The sequence below is a fragment of the Anaerocolumna sp. AGMB13025 genome (genome assembly GCF_029689925.1).
In the GTDB taxonomy this organism is placed as follows: domain Bacteria; phylum Bacillota; class Clostridia; order Lachnospirales; family Lachnospiraceae; genus Anaerocolumna.
The window spans coordinates 6,492,380-6,515,589 of the sequence record NZ_CP121445.1 but is presented as its reverse complement, the minus strand read 5'-3'; the positions used below and the strand labels follow the sequence as shown (position 1 = coordinate 6,515,589).

Annotated in this window: 13 protein-coding genes; 10 read left to right on the top strand and 3 right to left on the bottom strand. The window is 40.3% G+C overall.

What is annotated here, in order from left to right; genetic code table 11:
• Window positions 1–37: 37 nt before the first annotated feature.
• Window positions 38–466: a GNAT family N-acetyltransferase gene (locus tag QA584_RS27300; protein WP_278272250.1), complete on the bottom strand. Its 429-nt coding sequence runs from the start codon at window positions 464–466 to the stop codon at window positions 38–40.
• 822 nt (window positions 467–1,288) lie between these two features.
• Here QA584_RS27300 and QA584_RS27295 point away from each other — a divergent pair.
• Both QA584_RS27295 and QA584_RS27290 read left to right on the top strand, forming a co-directional pair.
• Complete coding sequence (locus QA584_RS27295) at window positions 1,289–2,176, top strand: N-acetylmuramoyl-L-alanine amidase (protein WP_278272249.1); 888 nt, start codon at window positions 1,289–1,291, stop codon at window positions 2,174–2,176.
• Between the two features lie 537 nt (window positions 2,177–2,713).
• Entirely contained in the window at window positions 2,714–3,712 is a 999-nt protein-coding gene (locus tag QA584_RS27290) for a hypothetical protein (protein WP_278272248.1), read from the top strand.
• 371 nt (window positions 3,713–4,083) lie between these two features.
• Here QA584_RS27290 and QA584_RS27285 read toward each other — a convergent pair whose 3' ends face one another.
• Entirely contained in the window at window positions 4,084–4,824 is a 741-nt protein-coding gene (locus tag QA584_RS27285) for a CTP synthase C-terminal region-related (seleno)protein (RefSeq protein ID WP_278272247.1), read from the bottom strand.
• A 334-nt stretch (window positions 4,825–5,158) separates the two neighbouring features.
• Window positions 5,159–5,611, bottom strand: a complete 453-nt coding sequence (locus QA584_RS27280) for a PH domain-containing protein (protein WP_278272246.1) — start codon at window positions 5,609–5,611, stop codon at window positions 5,159–5,161.
• A 245-nt stretch (window positions 5,612–5,856) separates the two neighbouring features.
• Here QA584_RS27280 and QA584_RS27275 point away from each other — a divergent pair, with 245 nt between their 5' ends.
• The 8 genes from QA584_RS27275 to QA584_RS27235 all read left to right on the top strand — a co-directional run bounded on the left by QA584_RS27275 (window position 5,857) and on the right by QA584_RS27235 (window position 23,206).
• Window positions 5,857–7,791, top strand: a complete 1,935-nt coding sequence (locus QA584_RS27275) for a substrate-binding domain-containing protein (RefSeq protein WP_278272245.1) — start codon at window positions 5,857–5,859, stop codon at window positions 7,789–7,791.
• Between the two features lie 183 nt (window positions 7,792–7,974).
• Complete coding sequence (locus QA584_RS27270; RefSeq protein ID WP_278272244.1) at window positions 7,975–9,045, top strand: metallophosphoesterase family protein; 1,071 nt, start codon at window positions 7,975–7,977, stop codon at window positions 9,043–9,045.
• Window positions 9,046–9,060: 15 nt separating this feature from the next.
• Window positions 9,061–11,337 (top strand): ATP-binding protein, encoded by a 2,277-nt coding sequence (locus QA584_RS27265; RefSeq protein WP_278272243.1) that lies wholly within the window; start codon window positions 9,061–9,063, stop codon window positions 11,335–11,337.
• A 64-nt stretch (window positions 11,338–11,401) separates the two neighbouring features.
• A complete protein-coding gene (locus QA584_RS27260) occupies window positions 11,402–13,876 on the top strand; it encodes a transglycosylase domain-containing protein (protein WP_278272242.1) in 2,475 nt (824 codons plus the stop codon).
• A 605-nt stretch (window positions 13,877–14,481) separates the two neighbouring features.
• Window positions 14,482–15,294 carry a MerR family transcriptional regulator gene (locus QA584_RS27255; protein WP_278272241.1) on the top strand — a complete coding sequence of 271 codons (813 nt, stop codon included), beginning with the start codon at window positions 14,482–14,484 and terminating at the stop codon, window positions 15,292–15,294.
• A 713-nt stretch (window positions 15,295–16,007) separates the two neighbouring features.
• Window positions 16,008–19,073 carry a glycoside hydrolase family 48 protein gene (locus QA584_RS28665; protein ID WP_331487775.1) on the top strand — a complete coding sequence of 1,022 codons (3,066 nt, stop codon included), beginning with the start codon at window positions 16,008–16,010 and terminating at the stop codon, window positions 19,071–19,073.
• A gap of 164 nt (window positions 19,074–19,237) precedes the next feature.
• Window positions 19,238–22,180, top strand: coding sequence for a glycoside hydrolase family 9 protein (locus QA584_RS27240; RefSeq protein WP_278272240.1), 2,943 nt, complete (start codon window positions 19,238–19,240; stop codon window positions 22,178–22,180).
• Window positions 22,181–22,498: 318 nt separating this feature from the next.
• The gene (locus QA584_RS27235; protein ID WP_278272239.1) at window positions 22,499–23,206 is read left to right on the top strand and encodes a PH domain-containing protein; all 708 of its coding nucleotides are present in this window, start codon (window positions 22,499–22,501) and stop codon (window positions 23,204–23,206) included.
• Window positions 23,207–23,210 lie beyond the last annotated feature (4 nt).

The following is a 23,210-nucleotide window of genomic DNA, read 5'->3' as shown; positions in this document are numbered from 1 at the left end:
TAGTATTGTGCTAGATTGTTCTTATATTGGAATTTGTTTATTTTTTCGTCCGCTTTGATAGATGTATTTCCCCATCATTTTTATATCCAAGTTTGTCATATACTGATTGAGCAATGAAATTATTTTTTCCAGTTAGTAGCTCATATTTATGTATTGGATACTTCTTGCTACAGTAGTCTTCCGCAAAGGTTATCATTGCACTTGCAATACCTCTTTTTCTGTATTCCATCTTAACATATACCTCTGTGATTTCAGGCATATATTCATCATAACAAAATGATTTTTTCAACTGAATACAAACAAATCCCCCAAGTAAGCCATTATCATCCGCTACAATGACAACTTCCTGCTGATTGTTTAAAAGAGAATCTTTTATATTCTCAAAAGTTGTCTCACCTTTACCATTAAACTCACTATTTAAGATGTCTAATTGCTCTGCGTCATTCACCGTTGCCAAACGTACCATAATTCCCTCCATCACAAATTCAAATTTAATTAATTATAGCAGAGAGGGGAATAAAAATAAATGGATGTATATTTATAATCACAATACTCAGCGTTTTAAGAAACAAATGACTTTGTCTATAGTCTGAGGTTGGGTGTATGCCCAGCCTGAAGTTTTTTTTATGATAACCAATGCGCTATACCGTCAACCGGTTTATTGGTTAAGTACTTCATTGCCTTATCTTACCTTATATTACTTTGTATTCAGCTTTTTGAGTCCTGAATCCACATCTTAGAATCCTTCTGTTTCGTACCATTTGCATCATAGAGTTAACCTAATTGGTGAGGGGGCACATAAACCGGTAAGCACGCGTTGATTTATTAATATCCCCTTCCTATTGCTACGTATTCTTTAAATATTCAGCTAGTTCTGTATCCATAGGATACAAGAAGAACAGGTAATAAGATTTTTAATATAATACTATAGGTATTTTTCTTTGCTTTATGGAAGTGAAGGGAATAACCTGCGTGATACGTGCGCTGTAATGCACAGATCGAAGCTAGTGTGAAATAAAAAGACATTTCACACCCTGATTTGAGGTTGTACCACATCTGCGAGCAGATGCGGCATGCAATGGGAGTTAGGTTGAAAGAAAATATTATGAATGAGAGGATGCCACTTATGGATTCTTTTAACCTTTTTATATGTGGCAGTAACACATCTGCTTACCGATGTGTCATGCAATGGGTGTTAGGCTAAAAAATAAATTTTCATTCGCAAGTTTGTGCTTGCGCACCACAAACTTGGTATGCGCAAAGAGCGTGCGCAAGAATAGAGGTTAAAATGAAAATAGCTGTTGATGCAGGTCATGGCAGTGAGACCCCGGGGAAACGGACCCCTCCTTTGCCAGTCAATATAGATTTTAACAAGGATGGTAAGATTGATGTGAAAAAAGGGGGAAGTATCAGGGAGCATACTGCCAATACAGGAGTTGCAAATTACTTGATTAAGGAATTGAAGCGCTGCGGCTTTGATACGGTACAGACCGGTTTTGACGATGAGAATCCCTATAATGATAACGATACTCCATTAGTAGAACGTCAGGGAGTAATAAAGAATGCCAAATGTGATTATTCCGTCTGTATCCATTTTAATGCTAGCGGGGACGGCTCTGCTTTTACCGCTCCGGAGGGCCTTGGGATATATATTCATGATAAATATAATAACGAATCGGAAAAATTCGCCCAGACAGTATTAAAATATCTGGTAAAAGGCACGGTTCAAGTAAACAGGGGTATAACGAAACAGGCTCTGGCTATGTGTAATTGCAATAGCCTTGGTGTAAAAGGAGCAATCCTTACCGAACTGGCTTTTATGACAAATCAGCGGGAAGCAGTGGAGTTAATGGGAAGTGAGGACTACTGGAAGGAATCTGCCAGGGAAATATGTATGGGAATCTGTGAATATACAGGTAAAAACTATGTGGAGGAGATTATCGTGCCGACTAAAACAATAACTAAAAGTTCCTCTAAGGATGATATCAGATGGCTGCAGAATAAACTTAACAGTGTATTGGCTGGAGAGAGTTTTATCCCTCTTGCAGTTAACGGAATTTATGATAGTAAGGTCAGAATAGCCGTGCTGATCTATTGGGAAAAACGTGGTTGGAACAAGGATGGAGCAAAAGACGGCTGGAGTGCCGGGACTGGTACCATAGATGCGTTAAAGTAAATGTAAAAAATAAGATGTGCTGATCCTGGAATATAATCAATGGAAATATGGAATGGATTAAAGAGTTGTATTAAATTAAAGAGCTGAATTAAGTTAAAGAGCTGAATCAATTAATGAGCTGTTCAATAGAGTTTTGTTATTTTGTAGAATAGATTGACAATCTCAACGTATATCGGTCATCATATAATCAATATATAGATGACCGATATACTGTTATCATGCAAGAATCTAAAAAAATCTAAAAAAATCAATAAAAATCGATAAGATCCAGGATATAGCTAACAGGCAGTACAACTATGTCAATTATAAAACACTTGGCGGTACAGCTTTATAAAACCCGAAACACTTACCCGAACCTCCAAAATTTAAACACCGTGTAAATTATCTTTACTATCAGAGTAAGGTAAATACAATCGGGCATAATTAAAACTCAACTATTCATTTAGTGTCACTCAACGGTTACTTGCTGTAGGATAAAGCAAGTACCTGCTACAATAAATCATCCGGATTAAGTAATATAGAAGGAGCATACGAAAAATGGATGAACAGAGATTTTATTCCCTGTGTTTGCAGGGAGAGGTATTACAGGCAATCGAATATTTGAAATCAGAACCAGATAAAAATGATGAGTTATTATTACTGGAAAAGCAATATACCAATCGGTTTCTAAGCAAAACAGAACCAACCGGCATAACGACCGAGGAGCCCTGGATAGAAGAGGTAATGAACTGTTATTACGAGTATTTTCGTCTCGTATTAACAAAAAACCCTCCAGAACCCGCCGAAACACAGCTGAATATGAAATTATTCAAGCTATTGGCGGATCAGGGTGTTAAAGATGCATTAACAGATTTAGATAAGACAGAAGAGCTCCTTGAAATTAAGTTCAGGGAGAAAGGTTATACCTTTTTAGGAGGTGTAACGCCGCCCTTTCGAGGTCCTTACATATGGAAAACGACCTGTAAAAAGGATTTTATCGTTACACTTCCGGTAGGAGAGCAAAAAGTAACGGTTTATTTCCTGTCCGATTTTCTGATGTTGGGCTGGGCTTTTTATGCCACCTTTGGAAAACGCCATACGGGAGGCTGGGCAAATGAGGAAGGTCTGTTCTATGTGAATAACACAGCAAAGCCTGTTGATACACAGAGTGAAGAGTTTCAGGTATGGTTCTTAAAACACGAAGCCCAGCATCTAAATGATTACATAAACTATCCAAATCTGAATGCAAGAAATCTGGAATACCGCGCTAAACTGGTGGAATTGATTTATAATACCAAACCTCTCGATTTACTTTACAAGTTTAAATACCAGGCTAAAAAGGATAAAACATTACCCCATGCCTATGCTGCCTATGTCATTGTAGAACAGATAGAAGAAAAGCTGTTTGGAAGAACCACCCCAGGTACTAAGCCAATCGCCATTGAGACCTATAAAGATACCGCGCCTAATTTAATTCAGGTAACAGCCAACCGCCTGCTTCTTGATAACAACAAAAGATTAACAGAAGCAGGAATAGCTACTGAAGGAATTTTATAATATATAACTCTAACTTAGCAGTTAATAAACTTAAAAATACTTGATAAAATCAGCCCGAAAGCTAAATTGGGGCTGTTGTAAATCAAAGACTAAATTATCTGGGAGAGAATAAGGATTGTATTTTGCAAAAATTTTGTGGAAAGTATGCGCGAATGGCTGCAAGAAAGAGAATGCAGCCGTATATTCGCGCGAACTTGGAACAAAATTTTTGCAAAATACAATCCTTATTCTATGCCCAGGGCTGGTATCCTATATTTTGCAACAGCCCCTGAATCCCCTTCCTTGCTGATTTTATCAAGTATACCAAGGCTAAAAATAACTGCGAAGTTTGAAGATTTAATATATGATTTGTATGTCAAAAGGAGCCTATATTAAGGATGATATTCCTCATGAAATTTCCGCACGGCCTCCAGATAGGCGAGGATTAATTTATGAGGATTTTCTTTGGTGGAACTTAGCTGGGGCTGGAACAGGGTAGCGACGTAAAATCTGGCACCGGCAAGTTCAAAAATCCTTACTTCATCCTGTTCATCCGTACCGGCAATATGGAAGCCGCTGTTGTCAAACATATGCTGATAAGTGGGGTTTAAGCCGAAACTACAGTTGTACCGTTCAATAATCTCTGCTTCGCCGTAGATTTTGTGGATAAGAGTATCCTTCTTCAAATATATTTTTTTTGTCTCGCCCACAAGGGAGCAGGATAAAGGCGCAATGAAGAATTTAGAGGCGTCAGGGTTATACTCTGCATGGGAAACCTCAGAAATTCCAAGAACATCATTAGCATATTCCATAACTGCATGCTGGAAACCTCCGCAGGTGCCAAGAAAGGGATAATCATGCTCCCTGGCAAACCGAATCCCCTTAATTGCTCCAGTATAGCTTACATAGGGACTACCCGGTGAGCAAAAGAAACCGTCAAAAGCTTCCGGTTCCATATTTTTTCCGTTACCACCATAGATACCGTCCTCCAGGCTTTTAGTCGGAAGCCAGAAAATCTCAGCATTCATTGATAACTGTGCGGCACAGTGTCTTATTGCTTCATTGGTAGCCAAATGGGAGGGTTTTTTCTCATCATAATCTCCGATGATACCTAACTTGATTAAATCATTCATACAAATTTCCTTTCTGTTAAATTAAATAGAGGATATAAGAGTAACGGCAAATTTAGATTTTGGCATCTTAGCTAATGAAAAATAGTAATGACAACTAGAAGGAATACGCCTTTTTCAGTAACTGACATGCACAAAAAACTGAAAACAGGGAGCCTGCATAACAATCAGATTCCCTGCTTTTATATTGGGTTTTTAACTAAGTTTTTAACTAACTAAATTTCAAATTAATAGTATTAATTTCGATTTTATTGTACTACTAATTGTGCCACTAATTGTACTACTTATTGTAGTTCTAATTTGTAAAACCAATTAAAGTTTTTATCCTATCCTCAGATTATTCAGACAGGTTATTTATCCTTAAATAGTTTTCATAAGCCAGTTCCTGCAGAATTTTATAAAGTCCCTGAACATTGAACTTCTTCGGGAATTCCAGCTTGTGGGCTGCATACTCAACATGATGGCCCTTTAGTTCCGGCGAACTTATGTAAGTGAAGGTCAGTTCGCTGTCATCAAAGCCAAAGCCGGAGGTTTCCATTGTGACATTAACAACAGATAAGAGATTGATGGAGGTGACCCTCATTTTAGTACCGGTGGCACCCTGTTTATCCGTCATAATAATACGTTTCTCCGTAAAGATAAGGGCATCTCTTACCAGTTTAAAGCCCATGGTAATTTTTTCGCCGTCCATTAAATACTGTCCGTAGTCTTTTTCCAGTTCTGCAATAGGAACTTCGCTGTAGTTACCGGCAAAACCACCCTGTAAGATATTTTTCATTCCGAAAGGCATAGCAATTTCCTCCTAAGTAAAGTATAGTTTTACTATACTACTTGTTCACCTCATTTGCAATAATTTACCATGGAAAATTTAAGGTAATTAGATGGTGAAATCGGGGTAGAAGATTGCTTGTCACAGTCTTTCATAATACGCCTAATATTTCCAATAAATGTGAAATTAAACCAGTTAATGTTTGCAAATTACTATATTTTATGCTATAATTTGAGAAACTATATAGCAGTCGGAGGGTTCATATAATGTTGAAATTGGGTAATAAAACAAAGGGCAGACAAAGTGATATAATTACCTTGGAGAAGCTTTTGAGCTGGGATTTTAAAGAGGATACAGGGACTGGTGAAGGGAATCTGGTACAGATTTATAAAGATTACAGGAATTATTTCACACAGTTTAAGAATGAATTTGAAAACGTGAAATCCATCTCCGGGCAATTAGAAGGTGTAGTAGAAGAAATCGTAGATGCCTCCAACAGTGTTAAATTATCTGCGGAATACATAGCCAAAGGGGCTCAGTCACAGACCGAAGATGTGGGGCGGTGTATGGAAGTGGCGGATCACCTGGCAGAAAAGATTAACAGTATGGACACAAAATCCAAAGAACTAATCCAGATGGCGTATGGCATGAGCGCAGAAAATACGAATGGAAAAGAAGCCATCCAAAATCTAATTGTAAACCAGGAAAAAAACCAGCAAGTAATTGAAAATATAACACAGGAGATTTATCTGCTGTTAGATAAGACCCAGAAAATAACCGAGGTAACCAAGGTTTTGTACGGAATCGCCTCCCAGACCAACCTCCTTGCCTTAAATGCCTCCATCGAAGCCGCCAGAGCAGGGGATGCCGGTAAGGGTTTTGCAGTAGTAGCAGAAGAAGTAAGAAAGCTTTCCGAAGAAAGCAGACAAGCCAGCGAACATATTAATAAGTCCATAACAGATGTGGTAAAAGAACTGGATAACTTAAAAGTTGTAATAGATACTTCGGGCACCATATTTTCTGCCCAGACGGAGTCTGTTGATAAAGTAATTACCTCAGCGGAGAAAGTATCCACTACGGTAGATGATTTCATTGTAAGGCAGAAGGAATTCAATAAGGATGTGGAGGAATTAACCGGTGAGAAGGAAAAGCTGATTGATACCATCGGCAGTATTGCATCTGTGGTGGAGGAAGCGTCTGCAACGACGGAAGAAGTAGCTTCCTTAACCATCAATCAGAACAGTATGGCAGATATATTAGTCAAGATGTCCCAGAATCTGTGCGGTAAAGTAGAACTTATCCACGGCAATTCCAAAACCATTCAGACTGCGGTAAGCCTTAAGAAAAAGAAAAAGATTGCCATGATCTGGGATTTAGATGATCCATTCTGGGAACCGGCAGCAAAAGAAGCGGAAAAGACTGCAAAAATCCTTGATTTTGACATCTCCATATTTGCGCCTAAGACCAGAGGTAAACAGGGAACCCAGGAGATGGCGGAAATCCTTGATAAGATTTTGGTGAATGAATACGATGCCATTGTCATATCCCCCATAGCTGATCCAAAGATTGGGGAACGGCTTAAGAAAGCAGTGGATGCAGGCATTAAAATCATATTTATCTTATCCACCGTAGAAGGTATACCCTATGAAGCCTTAATTGGCACCAACGCCCTCCAATGCGGTATGAATTCCGGCAGAGTTGTCAAACATCTCTTAAATAATGAAGGCGAAGTAATTATTGGTCTGTGGTCGGATTACAAGATGGCCACCATAGAAGAACGTGCGGAAGGCTTCTTAAAAGAGTTGAAGGATTCGGACATTAAGGTACATAAAGTAGATGTGGTAGGAGAACCCACCGAAGCAGAGGCAGAAAAAATCATCGATAAGATGTTAAAAGACCATCCGAATACAAAACTGGTATTTGCAACCAATGTAGGCTGGGGCTTGGCTTATGCCAGATATATGAATAAGCATCATCCAAGTATCAAAGTCGTTACCGTGGATTTTACCAAGGAGATTGCAAATCACATGCGTAAAGGCAATATCCATGCAGCCATTGCCCAGCGCCCCTTTGTCTGGGGCTCGGTAACCTTAGAACAGCTTGTAGATGTATTTGCCGGCAAGAAGGTTAACAAATATACGGATACGGGTACTTACGAAGTAAATATGAATAATATACAGATTTTTGAACAGAGATTTTAAAGCGATACAATTAAAAAATTGTAGAAAAAGCCTATGGTAAATTAGTCTGCCCCAGACCTTAAAGACAAGAAATCTTAAGGTTTGGGGCGTTTTTTTAATAGAACATTAATAGAATATTAAAGTTTTTTGTGATATAGTAGACGATATAAAATTGATGATATCCAGGCAATAGGAGGTGACCGGATGAAATTTATTCATATTGCAGATATACATCTCGGAGCGGCACCGGATCCAGGTTATCCCTGGGGAGCAGAGCGGGAGAAAGAAATCCTTTACAGCTTTCATAACATAATTGATATCTGTAACCAGCAGGAAGTGGATTTATTGCTGATTGCCGGTGACTTGTTTCATAAGCAGCCCCTAATCCGTGAATTAAAAGAGATCAGCTACTGCTTTCAGAAATTAACCAAAACCCAGGTAGTGCTTATAGCCGGAAACCATGATTATATCAGCGGCAGATCAAATTATGTTTCATTTGACTGGGGAGAGGGGGTACATATGCTTTCGGAAGCTTCCTTAGACAGCATTTATCTGGAGGACATCAATACAGAGGTTTACGGACTGAGCTATCACACCAGATTCATAAAGGAACCTCTCTATGACAGAGCCAGTCCCGGCTGTGAGGAACGGATTAATATTTTACTGGCCCACGGCGGCAGCGAATATGATATACCCATAGATAAAAAAGCTTTGCTGGGAAATGGATTTGACTACATAGCCCTTGGGCATATCCATAAACCTCAGATGTTCGGTGAACGAATGGCTTATGCCGGCTCCCTGGAACCTCTTGATAAGACAGAAACCGGAGAGCGGGGTTATATCCTTGGAGAAATCAATAAGGAGGGAGAACAATCAGACCTCAAAATAACATTTGTACCAAATTCTTTAAGGCAGTACATAAAACTGGAACTTCCTGTGGCTCAGGGTATGACCCATGGAGAACTTCTTGATATAGCCAGGAAAATGATCTCCGAACAGGGCAGTCATCATTTATATCTGCTTCAATTGATTGGCTTTCGGGATACGGATATCGTATTCCATACAGAAGAATTTAAAAAACTTGGCAATGTAGTAGAAGTAATAGACGATACAGTACCGGATTATGATTTTGAAACCTTATATCTGGAAAATCAGGACAATATCATAGGACTTTACATAAAGCGGATTAAAGAAGGCTTAAAACAGGATGAGGTAGCGGATAAGGCCTTATATTACGGCATTGAAGCCTTGCTTGGGGCTAAAAATTATAAGTAACGGGGGATAACGGATTTGCAGCTAAAAGAGATACGCCTTAACGATTTTGGAAAATTTCATAACAAATCCCTCCCCTTACAGGACGGCATCAACTTAATTTACGGTGAAAACGAAGCCGGTAAATCGACCCTTCATACCTTTATAAAAGGCATGCTCTTTGGAATTGAGAAGTTAAGAGGCAGGGCTTCTAAAGATGATATATATGAAAAGTATAAACCCTGGGACCGCCCGGGTTCCTATTACGGCAGCCTGGATTTGGCTGCAGAGGGTAAAAACATTAGGATTATTAGAAATTTTGATAAAAACAATAAGAATTGTACAATTCTTGACATAGATACCGGCAGGGAACTGGAGTTAGGACCAGAGGAACTTAAAAATCTATACGGAGGGCTTACCGAAGCGGGTTACCGCAATACCATCAGCATCGAGCAGCTAAAGGTAAGGACAGACCAGGAGCTGGCAGAGGAGGTGCGTAATTATATTACGAATATTTCCCTGACCAAAAGCAATGAAGTGGATGTCACCAAAGCCCTTGGCTACCTGCAGGATAAGAAAAAGGCACTTGATGCCAGCTCGTTAAGTGATAAGCTATCAGCCCTAGAAAAAGATATAGAAGAAGGTATTAAACAGGAAGAGAAGCTGGATCAATTAACCCTTTTACTAAAAGACCTCGAAGAACAGGAGCTTGCACTTAAAAGAAGTCAGGAAGTTTTAGCGAAGGAGACTACGTCGAAAGAGTTTACCCCACTGCAGGAATTTATTAATTATCTGAATCAATTCCCGGTGATAAAAGAAAAGTATCAGAATTATAAAGAGGCCAGACAGCAAAAAGCATCCTATCAGGAAAAGCTTGCCTTAGTGGAAGAACGCCTTCCGGACTTCCGGGATGACCATATCAAACTACTAAAGAATAAGATAAAAGAACTGGATACACTAAAATACGAAATCGCAAACTGCGAAGAAGAAAATAAGGCGTATATAAGTGAAGAAAACCAACTCCTAAACCAGGATAAAACGAAGCGGGCAGTCTTTTCTCTACTGCCTGTAATGACCGGTATTGTACTGCTATTATTATCTATGGGGAAAAACTTTATGGTTTCTTTCATCGGCTTTTTGTTCCTTTTTACAGGAATACTTGTGTTTCTTATTCTTAACGGTAGATTATTAAAACGTCAGAATAGGTTAAATTTCGCGCAGATAGAACAGGATAAAATCCTTAGGGAAAAGAGAAATACCATAAAAACTATACTAACTACCTTTCAAGCACCGGATGAAAAGGCTTTAAAGACCAAATATGAAGAAGCCCTCAGACTGGAGATGACGATAGAACATCTGTTAAAGCAGAGAAATGAATATAGTGAACAGATAGAACTGCTTCATAAAAAAATCACTCAGGCAGAGAAGGAAATCACCCAATATTTAGAACCCTTAGTGTTAAGCGCAACAGGAGATGTATTTATAAGCAACTGCTTAGAGAGGAATAAGCTTGCAGATTATAAACTGGATGAGAATAAGCTGGATGAGAATAAGCTGAAAGAGAATAAACTGGAAGAGGATAAGCTGAAAGAGAATAAGCTGAATGAGACGAAACCGGAAGGGGATAGGCTGGAGGAATATAAGTTTATGGAAATAGAAAACTATGTGATTTCCAAAAAGCAATCCCTGGTAAGAAATCAGGAACTCTATGGGAAGAAGACAGAGAACCTGCGGATACAAAAGGAAAAGTTGAGATGGGAGCTGGCAGCTTTAGAAGGCTGTGAAGATAAACTGCTTAAGGATCAAGAACAATATGAAGAACTCTTAAAGCAGAAACGTGCCAATGACCTGGAATTAGAAGCCATTAAACTGTCCATGGATACCATTAACGGTCTGTCCCTTGACATTCATGATAGTTTTGGGAGAGAGTTAAACGAGCTGGTATCGAAACTTACCGGTGAGGTTACAAACCAAAAATACCTGGATATTAAAATAGATGAAAAGTTAAATATTAAAGTAGGTCATAAAGACAATTATGTATTGTTAAATAAATTAAGTGCAGGAACCATTGAGCAATTATACTTTGCCCTTAGGCTTGCCGTAGCCGATCTGGTTTATAAAGGGAAAATTATGCCAATCCTTATAGATGATTGTTTTGCTTTATATGACGATTACCGGACCGAAGCAGCCCTTTTATATCTTGCGAAAGAAAGGAAAGGCCAGGTGTTGTTATTTACCTGCCATAACAGGGAAAAATCCATATTAGACAGGTTAAATATAAATTATAACTATATAGACTTAACCGAGGGCAGTTAACCTTTGGCTAAGACCCAATCAGTCTGGAACAGCAATGTCCCAGCAAGGAAATAAAGAGGATATTATGGAAAATAACACGACTAGAACCAATCAAAACACAAGCAATAGAAATACAAGTAATCAAAACAGAAATACCAGCAGTAATACTGCTAAGAAAACCAGCAATTCACAAAAGAATAGAAACATACATAAGAAAACAAACATAGACGGTACCAAACCCCAAAAGAAAAAACACCGTTCCAAGTTCCGTAAAAGGCTTCACTGGATTCTGCTAATCTCCAGTTTTGTATTTTCAATGTCCATGTTAATCGGAATCCTGGTTATCTACTTAAAATACGGAGATGATTTTACCAACTATCAAAAAGAGGCAGAAAAGTTAGTGGGTGAGTCCACTCCAGATACCTTCAGACAGGCTGAAACCAGTCTGGTATATGGTTCTAATAAAAAGCTTATATCGGTTTTAAAGGGAGTCAAGGATGTTTATTATTTAAGTTATGACGATATACCAACAGAAGCCGTAGGGGCTATGATTTCCATTGAAGACAAAAAATTCATGGAGCATGCGGGGATAGACTTAAAAGCCAATATCCGTGCTGCCATCGCCTTAATTAAGCACAAAGGCGGTGTAACCCAGGGTGCCAGTACCATTACCCAGCAGCTTGCCAGAGGCATCTTTTTAACCAATGAAGTAAGTATCGAGAGAAAACTAAAGGAAATCTTTATCTCGGTGGAACTGGAGAAGAAGTACTCGAAAGAACAGATTATGGAATTTTATCTTAATAATATCTATTTTGCCAACGGATATTATGGAATCCAGGCTGCAAGCCGGGGTTATTTTAACAAAACCGTGGATAAATTAAGTTTATCCCAGATAGCCTTTCTTTGTGCTATACCCAATAACCCTACCTTATATGATCCGGAAGACCATCCTGAGAATACGGTAAAACGCCGGGACAGAATCCTGCTTCAGATGTATAAGGACGGACGGATTGACAAGGAAGAGTATGACGACGCCTGTAATGAGGAAATTAAACTGGTCCAAAAGAAGTTAACGAAGAACAATTATGTTGAAACCTATGTCTTTTATTCTGCCACCAGGGCTTTAATGGCAAAGGAGGGTTTTGAGTTCCGTAATGTTTTTGACAGCGACGAAGACCGGAAGGAATATGAACTAAAATACAATGAAGCCTATAACCGTTTGCAGAAATCCCTGTATACGGAAGGTTACCGCATTTATACCTCCATTGACTTAAAGAAGCAAAAGGAACTGCAAACGGCAGTGGATGAAAACTTGAAAGCTTTTACCGATAAGAACAAAGATGGCATTTTTACCTTACAAGGAGCAGCCGTATCCATTGAAAATAAAACCGGCAGAGTGGTTGCCATTGTCGGCGGAAGATACCAAAAGTCAGTGGGTTATACCCTTAACCGGGGATATCAAAGCTTCAGACAGCCGGGAAGTTCCATTAAACCCCTGATTGTTTACACCCCGACCTTTGAAAACGGGCGTTATCCCGAGGACATTGTAACAGATGAAAAATTCGAAGGCGGCCCGTCCAATTCAGACGGCGTATATTTGGGTAAAATACCGATTCGTAAGGCAGTTGAAAAGTCTAAAAATACCGTTGCCTGGAGACTCTTTGAAGAGCTTACTCCCAAAGTCGGCTTATCCTATTTGTTAAAAATGAACTTTAGTAAAATTGATAAAAACGATTATTACCCGGCAGCGTCTCTTGGCGGCTTAACCAACGGCGCAAGTCCGGTCGAGATGACCGCAGGTTATGCTACCCTTGAAAATGACGGCGTTTACAGGGAACCGACCTGTATTGTAAAAATAACGGATTCCGAAGGAAACTTAATCGTAGAGGAAAACAAATCCAAAAAAAGAATCTATGATGTCAATGCCGCAAGAATGATGACGGATGTAATGACGGGTGTTATTATCAGAGGAACCGGAGCAGGTCTTGGACTTGACAATATGGCCAGTGCCGGTAAGACCGGAACCACCAATGAGAAAAAAGACGGTTGGTTTGTAGGCTTTACCCCTTATTATACCACTGGTGTATGGGTTGGATACGACATTCCAAAAGCCATGAGCGGCTTATCCGGTGCGACCTATCCGGGGTCCATCTGGAAGCAGTATATGAATGCAATCCACAAAGGACTGGAATACAAAGCCTTTACCCCTTATGAAGATAACCATATCCCGGAGAATACTCAGGAGGAAACGATTGAAACCCAGGAAACCCAGGAGACCACCGAAACCCAGGAACAAACAGGTGAAAACACGGGAACCGAAGACCAGACCATAGATAGCGGAGATACGGAGGAAGACCCGGGCGATACTTCTGGTACACCAGGTGATAACGATGACGGCTGGGGCGATAACAGTCAGGAGGACGGTACAACCATCGATGACGGTCAGAGCGATTATCCGGGTACAGATGACAGCTCCGGCAACGGTTCAGAGGATGACTCCTGGGGTAACGGGAACAGCTGGGACGATCAGGGGAAAAGTGTAAATGGGGGTAATCCTTAAGGTATTTCTGTATTAGTATACTTGATAAAATCAGCATTGAAGGAAATGGAGCAAGTATAATCATCTTTCAATTAGGTTAAAAGCTGATTTTATCAAGTGTTTTTTCGTTTTTATACTGCTAGCTTGAGTAAGAAATGCGCATTTAGAGGTCAATTTTGTATCTTTATTATATACTGATATTCATATAAGCAGGTTGAGAGACGACACAATAATCAGTTCATTCAGATAACTAATTAAGGTAACAAATTCAGAAAACAAATTCAGAAAATAAATTCAGAAAATGAAATCCAGAAAATGAAATTCAGAAAATAAAATTCAGAAAATAAAATCCAGAAAATAAAATCCAGAAAATAAAATCCAGAAAATGAAATTCACAAAATAAATAAATAAAAATCAGAATAAAGTGCAGAAAATGATATTCACAAAATAAAACTCACAAAATTTAATTTAGAAATTAAAACTCAGAAAATAAAACCCACAAAATAAAAATTCATAAAATTATATTTGTATATTGACTCTCCTGTTACCTTAAGGTTTATCATTACATCAAGGCCTTATTTAAAAAAAAGTATGAAAAAAATATGTGTACACATAAAGGATGGATTATGTTTCGAATAGGTGATTTTGCAAAATTAAACCGCGTAACGGTTACTGCTTTAAGGCATTACGATGCCATAGGACTGCTCCAGCCGGAGAAAATAGATACGTTCACCGGGTACCGTTATTATTCTGCAAATCAGATGCCAAGGTTAAACCGCATCATTACGCTTAAAGAACTTGGATTTTCCCTTGAAGAGATTGCTCTGGTGTTAGGGAATAAAGCCAGTTCCGACCCCTTCCAGTTATTATTGGAACTAAAGCATAACGAACTGGAGGACAGAATTAAGTCAGAACAGCAAAGACTTGCTAAACTTGAAACCTTTATAAAGATGTATGAACAGGAGAATTATACTATGGATTATGATATTGTATTAAAACATGTGGAACCGATAAAAGCAGCAAGCGTAAGGGATTTCATACCCACTTACAGTGAACAGGGTCATCTCTGGGAAGAGCTTGCAGGTTATATTGAAGAGAAAGGAGTTAAAATAGTACCGCCTTGTATGGTCATATATTACGACTCCGGTCATAAAGAAGACCAGGTAGATGCCGAAATTATAGAACCCATTGTGGGGGAACTAAAAGGAAATGACCGGATTAAAGTGAGACTCTTAGAAGAGGTGGAACAAATGGCTTGTGTCGTTCACAAAGGTTCCTATCAGACCTTAAGCCAGGCATATACAGCTTTGTCAACCTGGATTCAGGAAAATGGCTATACCATCACCGGTCCCCAGAGAGAACTTTATTTAAAAGGGGAATGGGACTCAGAAAGTCCGGAGGATTATATTACAGAATTACAGGTTCCGGTTTCAGTCTAACTAAGTCGGGTAGTTTTAATTCTAACCGGACAAAGTATGCAGGAAACCTTCATCGTCAACTGTAAAACAATATGTTGAAAAGAATAAGAACTCACCTTGCTTAAAAAAGCAGCGTGAGTTCTTTTTTGTAACAAAAAATATGCCTTATTACATAACTTTCCGCTATAGATGATTTTTTACAGAAAAAGATATTTACTATATGGTCCGCTAAGGGTGAAAATTACAGTAAAAATCACATAATTTCGCGTGTATATTTATATTTTACTATTATTTGTTGTAACTTAGTGATATGACCTGAAATTTATTGTAAATATAGCTAATAAATGTAATTAATTAACAATTATGATTGACATAGATTAGCATAGATGATATATTCATGATTAATAGTTACATAAAATGGTAAATATGGATGAATAATCTGACAATATGAGCAAAATCATAAGAAAGTGAGGATTACTATCAGACTGGGCAGACATAGGACAAGCTGGGGAGCGTGTTTGAGCTCAGATCTTCATTAAATGCATAAGGGACATAATAACAACTGGTATCAGCATAACGACTCACAATTTTTCTGAGGGGCTTTCAGTTATTTCAAACAACTTATAATCAGGCTGTAATACGGTAGAGAAAGGAGCAGTGACTAAAACTACGGCGGCAGGATATAGGATTTTGAGAGTAATTGTAAGATAAAAAATCGATGAGGAGGTTATAGTATGTTACACAAAAAGTTATTGGAACGTGGTAATCAACAGCACCGGCCTATAAGAAGGGGCAGGAGGTTCCTAAAGACTGCGGTAGTTACAGCAGTCTCCCTTGGAATGCTTGCGGCTTCTTTTGTGCCCGGCAATTATGACAGAATTTCTCAGGCGGCAGAAACTGGTACGGACACCTATCAGGACAGATTTTTAGAACTTTGGGGAGATATTAATAATCCCTCCAATGGTTATTTTAGTCCACAGGGAATACCCTATCATTCTGTTGAGACTTTAATCGTGGAAGCACCGGACTACGGTCATGTAACGACCAGCGAAGCTATGAGCTATTACATGTGGCTTGGAGCCATGTATGGTAAATTTACCGGCGATTTTTCCGGCTTTAAAAAAGCCTGGAATGTAGCAGAACAATATCTCATTCCGACAGAAGCAGACCAGCCCAATGTCAGTATGAGCAGATATGATGCCAGCAAACCGGCAACCTATGCGCCAGAGTGGGAATTACCAAGCCTCTATCCGGCACAGTTAGATTTCAGCGCGCCAGTCGGAAGAGATCCTATTAACAGCGAACTTGTCTCTGCGTATGGGACAAGCACCATGTACGGCATGCACTGGCTCCTGGATGTGGACAACTGGTATGGTTACGGCAGACGGGGGGACGGTGTAACAGCACCATCTTATATCAACACCTTCCAAAGAGGCAAAGAAGAATCTACCTGGGAAACAGTTCCCCAGCCCAGCTGGGAAGCAATGAAATTCGGCGGCAGAAACGGTTATCTGGACTTATTTACCGGAGACAGTAATTATTCCACCCAGTTTCGGTACACCGATGCACCCGATGCGGATGCCCGTGCCATACAGGCAACTTACTGGGCAGATCAGTGGGCAGATGAAGCCGGTGTTGACATCGGCACTTACAGAAGTAAAGCCAGTAAGATGGGAGATTATTTAAGATATGCAATGTTTGATAAGTACTTCAGAAAGATCGGTGCTCCGACAGTGGCAGGAACCGGCTATGATTCCGCCCATTATCTGATGTCCTGGTATTATGCCTGGGGCGGTGGAATCAGCTCCAATTGGGCCTGGAAGATTGGCAGCAGCCATAACCATTTTGGTTACCAGAATCCTATGGCAGCATGGATCCTTTCAGAAGACAATGAATTTAAACCGGCCTCTGCCCATGGTGCCGCCGACTGGAGTGTAAGCCTTGACAGACAGCTGGAATTCTACCAGTGGTTACAGTCCTCAGAAGGTGCTATAGCGGGAGGTGCCAGCAATTCCCGCAACGGTCGTTATGAAGCCTGGCCGGCAGGAACTTCTACCTTCTATGGTATGGGTTACGAAGCGAATCCGGTATATGCCGACCCCGGCAGTAATACCTGGTTTGGTTTCCAGGCATGGTCCATGCAGCGTATTGCAGAATTATATTATAAGACCGGCGATCTTAGAGCCAAAGCACTTTTGGATAAATGGGTGGGCTGGATTAAGACCGTGGTTCAATTAAACAGTGACGGTACCTTTGCAATACCAAGTAATATCGACTGGAGTGGTCAGCCGGATACCTGGAACGGTACCTATACCGGTAATCCAAACCTTCACGTAATAGTAAACAGCTATGGTACGGACCTCGGAGTAGCAGGTTCCTTAGCCAATGCCTTGTTGTATTACTCTAAGGCCTCCGGTGATGATGAAGCCAGAGTGATTGCCAAGGAACTCTTAGACCGTATGTGGAATCTGTATAAAGACGACAAAGGGCTTGCAGCCCCGGAAACAAGAGCGGATTATCACCGTTTCTTCGACCAGGAAATTGCGATACCTGCTGGCTGGAGCGGAAAAATGCCCAATGGTGACATCATCAAACCCGGTGTAAAATTCTTAGACATCCGTTCCCAATATAAAAATGATCCGGATTACCAGAAAGTACTGGATGCATATAATAACGGTACAGACCCGGAATTCTATTACCATCGTTTCTGGGCACAGTGTGATATTGCCATTGCCAATGGTGTTTATTCCCTGCTTTTTGGCGAAGGCACAGAGCCGGTAGAAAACTCTGAAATTGCACCGGTAACAGCTACTTTTGATAAGAATGTCCTGCACCAGGCAGACATAGACGTTACCATGAGCTTAAACGGTAATACCTTTAATGGAATAAAAGACGGGACTGCTTATCTGGTACAAGGTACGGATTATACCCTTGCCGGTGACGTGGTAACTCTTACCAGTGCTTATCTGGCAGGAAAAGAAATAGGTGATTTAAAGCTAGTCTTTGATTTTAGCAAGGGAGTGGATCCTGTCCTGACCGTATCGATTAGTGATACGACTTTAGGAGGCTCCATCACTCCTACCACTGCAACCTTTGATAAAAACCCGGTAAAGCAGGCTGATGTGACAGTTACCCTTACCACGGCAGGTCATACCTTAGATGCTGTTAAAGTTGGCAGTACAGTACTGACAAGCGGTACGGATTATACGGTAAACGGAGCCACGGTTACCCTGCATAAAGCAGCCTTGGCTGCCTTACAGACCGGAGTGTACAGCGTTGTATTTGATCTTAGTGCAGGAAAAGATCCGGTGCTGACCCTGACCGTAATTGATACCTCGGTAGCAGCAGGAAAGATTAAAGTGCAGATGTTTAACGGTAACACGGCTGCACAGACCAATGGTATTGCACCCAGAATCAAGCTTTATAATTCCGGAACCACCAATGTAAAACTATCCGATGTAACTCTTAGATATTATTATACCATTGACGGTGATAAACCTCAGAACTTCTGGTGCGATTGGTCCAGTGCCGGCAGCAGTAATGTAACTGGCAACTTTGTAACTATGCCGTCATCAAAATCAGGAGCGGATCATTACCTGGAAATCGGTTTTACAACAGCCGCAGGAGAACTACAGGCAGGAGCTTCCATTGAAGTTCAGACAAGATTCTCAAAGAGTGACTGGACGAATTACACCCAGACAGGAGATTATTCCTTTAATGGAACCGGCACCAATTATGCGGATTGGTCAAAAATGACCGGTTATATTTCCGGTACTTTAAATTGGGGAGTTGAGCCATAAACTTACAGATAAGACAGTGTATATAAGACTCACTCTGGGGTTAATCAATTACAGCACAGAGTGAAAAGCAGATATAGCACATAATCAGGCATATCTGTAAGTCTGGCTGCTCTTTTAGTAACCATATATTGCGGATATGCCTCGAAAAATAAGGAGGTTACGATATGCGTAAATTAACAAGTATTTTTCTTATCCTATGCCTTGTAACAGCAGGACTTGTAACAGCAAAACCTGCGAAAGCGCAGACGAATTATAATTACGGAGAAGCTTTACAAAAAGCAATTATGTTCTATGAATTCCAGCGTTCGGGAGACTTACCGGATAACATTAGAAATAACTGGAGAGGGGATTCCGGTATGACGGATGGTGCGGATGCCGGACTTGATCTTACCGGCGGCTGGTACGATGCAGGTGATCATGTGAAATTCAACCTGCCAATGGCTTACACGGCGGCTATGTTAGCCTGGAGTGTTTATGAATCAAGGGATGAGTTAGAGCAGAGCGGTCAGCTGGATTATCTGTTAGAGGAAATCAAGTGGGCAACGGACTATCTGATAAAATGCCATCCATCTGCCAATGTGTTTTACTATCAGGTAGGAGACGGCAATGCCGATCATTCCTGGTGGGGACCTGCCGAAGTCATGCAGATGGCACGTCCTTCCTATAAGGTGGATTCAGCAAAACCCGGTTCGTCCGTAGCAGGCGGGGCAGCAGCAGCGTTAGCTGCAGCAGGTGCCATATTTGCAGATAGCGATCCGACGTATGCTGCCGAATGCATCCGTCATGCCAAAGAGCTCTTTACGTTTGCAGATACTACCAAGAGTGATGCAGGTTATACCGCAGCCAATGGTTTTTACACCTCTTACAGCGGTTTTTATGATGAACTTAGCTGGGCAGGTACCTGGCTGTATCTTGCAACAGGAGAAACTACTTACTTAAACAAAGCAGAATCTTATGTGGGAAACTGGGGAACAGAGCCTCAGTCCACTACTATTGCATACAAATGGGCTCAAAGCTGGGATGATGTACATTATGGTACAGAAATCCTTCTTGCCAGAATAACAAACAAAGCAATCTATAAGACAGCAGCAGAAATGCATTTGGATTTCTGGACCACCGGTTATAACGGAGAACGTATCTCCTATACACCAAAAGGTCTCGCCTGGCTGGATTCCTGGGGAGCTTTGCGTTATGCCACGACCACAGCCTTTTTAGCAAGTGTATATGCAGACTGGTCCGGCTGCACAGCCTCCAAGGTAACTGCTTATAATACTTTTGCCAAGCAGCAGGTGGACTATGCACTGGGCAGCTCAGGACACAGTTTTGAGGTTGGTTTTGGTGTGAATCCTCCGAAAAGACCTCATCACAGAACTGCTCATAGTTCCTGGGCCGATAGCCAGACGGTTCCTACTTATCACAGACATACCATCTACGGTGCCTTAGTTGGCGGCCCCGGAAAGGATGACAGTTATACCGATGACATTGGAAATTATGTAAATAATGAAATTGCCTGTGATTACAATGCAGGTTTTGTAGGTGCCCTTGCTAAATTATACGGCGAATACGGCGGAACCCCCATTCCTGATTTTAAAGCAATTGAACCGGTAACCAATGATGAGTTCTTTGTAGAAGCCGGAATCAATGCTTCCAGCAGTAATTTTGTTGAAATCAAGGCACTGCTTAACAACCGTTCCGGTTGGCCGGCCAAAATGGGAGATAAACTGTCCTTTAAATACTTTATTGATATTTCAGAAGCAGTAAAATTAGGCTATAAAGCCTCTGATATTACAGTAACCACCAACTACAATGCCGGAGCAGTGGTATCCAAATTACTGCCCTGGGATGAAGCCTCTAATATCTATTATGTTAATGTAGATTTCACCGGAACCAAGATTTATCCCGGCGGACAGTCCGCTTATAGAAAAGAAGTTCAATTCCGTATTGCTGCACCTACCGCAGTAACCTGGAACAATGCCAACGATTTTTCTTATACGGACCTGACCGGTGTGACCTCTGGTAATACCGTAAAAACGGCTTATATCCCGGTATATGATGCCGGAGTAAAGGTATTTGGCAATGAACCCGGCAATACCGTTGATAGCTCCACTATTACACCGGAAACCGCAGCCTTTGACAAATACGCACCTGCGAATATAGGTGTAACAGTAAATTATAAGAATAATACTTTAAATGCAATTAAGAACGGAACAACCTCATTGGTAAAAGGTACTGATTATACCGTAAGCGGTAATACAGTAACTATTGCCGCCTCTTATCTGGGAACCCTGAGTACGGGAACTGCAAAGCTGGTATTTGATTTTAGTGCAGGTCTTGACCGGACGTTAACCATTACAGTTACGGATTCGTCACCCAGTGGAGCAATCTCCATAACCCAGGCTCAGTTTGATAAGAGCACACCAGCAGATATCGCTGTAAATCTTACTTTAAACGGCAACACCTTGACTGGAATCCGTAACGGCAGTACCTTGTTAACAAGCGGTACGGATTATACCGTGACTGGAAGTTCAGTTACCATATTAAAAACCTATTTAGCCACAAAACCCCTTGGCAAGCTGGAGCTTACCTTTGACTTTAACAAAGGCAATGATCCGGTGCTTACGGTTACGGTAATTGACAGCTCCATCGTAGTATCTGGCAATGTAAAGGTACAGATGTTTAATGGAAATAATGCAGCAGCTACCAATGGAATTGCACCCAGATTCAAGGTTTTCAATACAGGAACAGAAAATATCAATCTCGCTGATGTTAAGTTAAGATATTATTATACCATCGACGGTGAAAAAGCTCAGAACTTCTGGTGTGACTGGTCATCTGCCGGAACTGCCAATGTGACCGGAACTTTTGTGAAGCTGGAAACCCCTAAGACCGGTGCGGATTACTATTTAGAAATCGGATTTACCAGTGCAGCCGGTTCTCTTGCGCCAGGAGCCGCCATTGAAGTGCAGGCAAGGTTCTCAAAGACCGACTGGACAAACTATACCCAGACCGGCGATTATTCCTTCCAGGAAACCGGTAATACCTATTCGGATTGGGATAAGGCTACAGGATATGTAGGCGGAACTTTGGCTTGGGGTGTTGAGCCGTAAGGGGTTAAAGCAGAATACTGTTATTGGTTTAATTTAAACATTATAAAATAGGGAATAAACCTTTGAACGGATTGACGGTTTGAAGGTTTATTCTTTTTTTTGAGTTTAGTGTTTGAGATGCTGAGGAAATAATTAAATCGACAAATAAATTGAAAAATTTGGTATTAAATGGTATATTTAAGGTGGATGTTATAGCAATGGAAAGCTGGTAATAGGGCTATAATAAAAGAAGTTGGCTAATTTTCAACCGCAAGGTTTGTGCTTGTGCGCCACAAACTCGGTATCCGCAAAGAACGTGTGCAAGAATAGAGGGTAAATATGGAATTAAGATTTAAGTCAGTTGCATTACAAAAATCATGGATATTGTTAGATGAAAAAATTATCTATGGAGGAAAAGAAATACAGTTAAGCGAGGTCCAAACTGTAAAGTTATTTGGCAAATCATCAATTACTAAAAATGGAGTAATTGAACTAATTGTAAATAATAAAGTTGTACCTTTAGTATATTCTCATAAAATGAAAGAGGATGGCGAGAAAGCGTTCGCATATTTACGAGATTATTGTTGTAAAGATAAAAAAAGTTCAATTGAAATACAAAATGAAATAAATTCATTACCTTATATAAATGTATGGATGACGACGAAAGAAATAGAAGAATTGCCTAATATACTGTCAAAAGAGGAGAGTATAAAAGCGATTACTAGTGGGCTTACCGATGGTAATACTTGGCTTATTGTGTGTACAAACAAACGAGTACTTATGTTAGATAAAGGGCTGTTATATGGTTTGAAATTTGTAGATATTCCTTTAGATAGAGTTAATAGTATTACATATACAACAGGGTTAATGTTTGGAAATCTTGCAATAACAGATGGTGCAATTACTCGAATTATAGAAAATGTATCTAAGGAAACGGTAAGTTTCTTTGCAGATACTGTAAACAAACAAAAGGAATTATATATACAGTCTAGATATACTCCAGTAACACAAGTGGCAGACACAATATCTGCAGCAGATGAAATATAGAAAT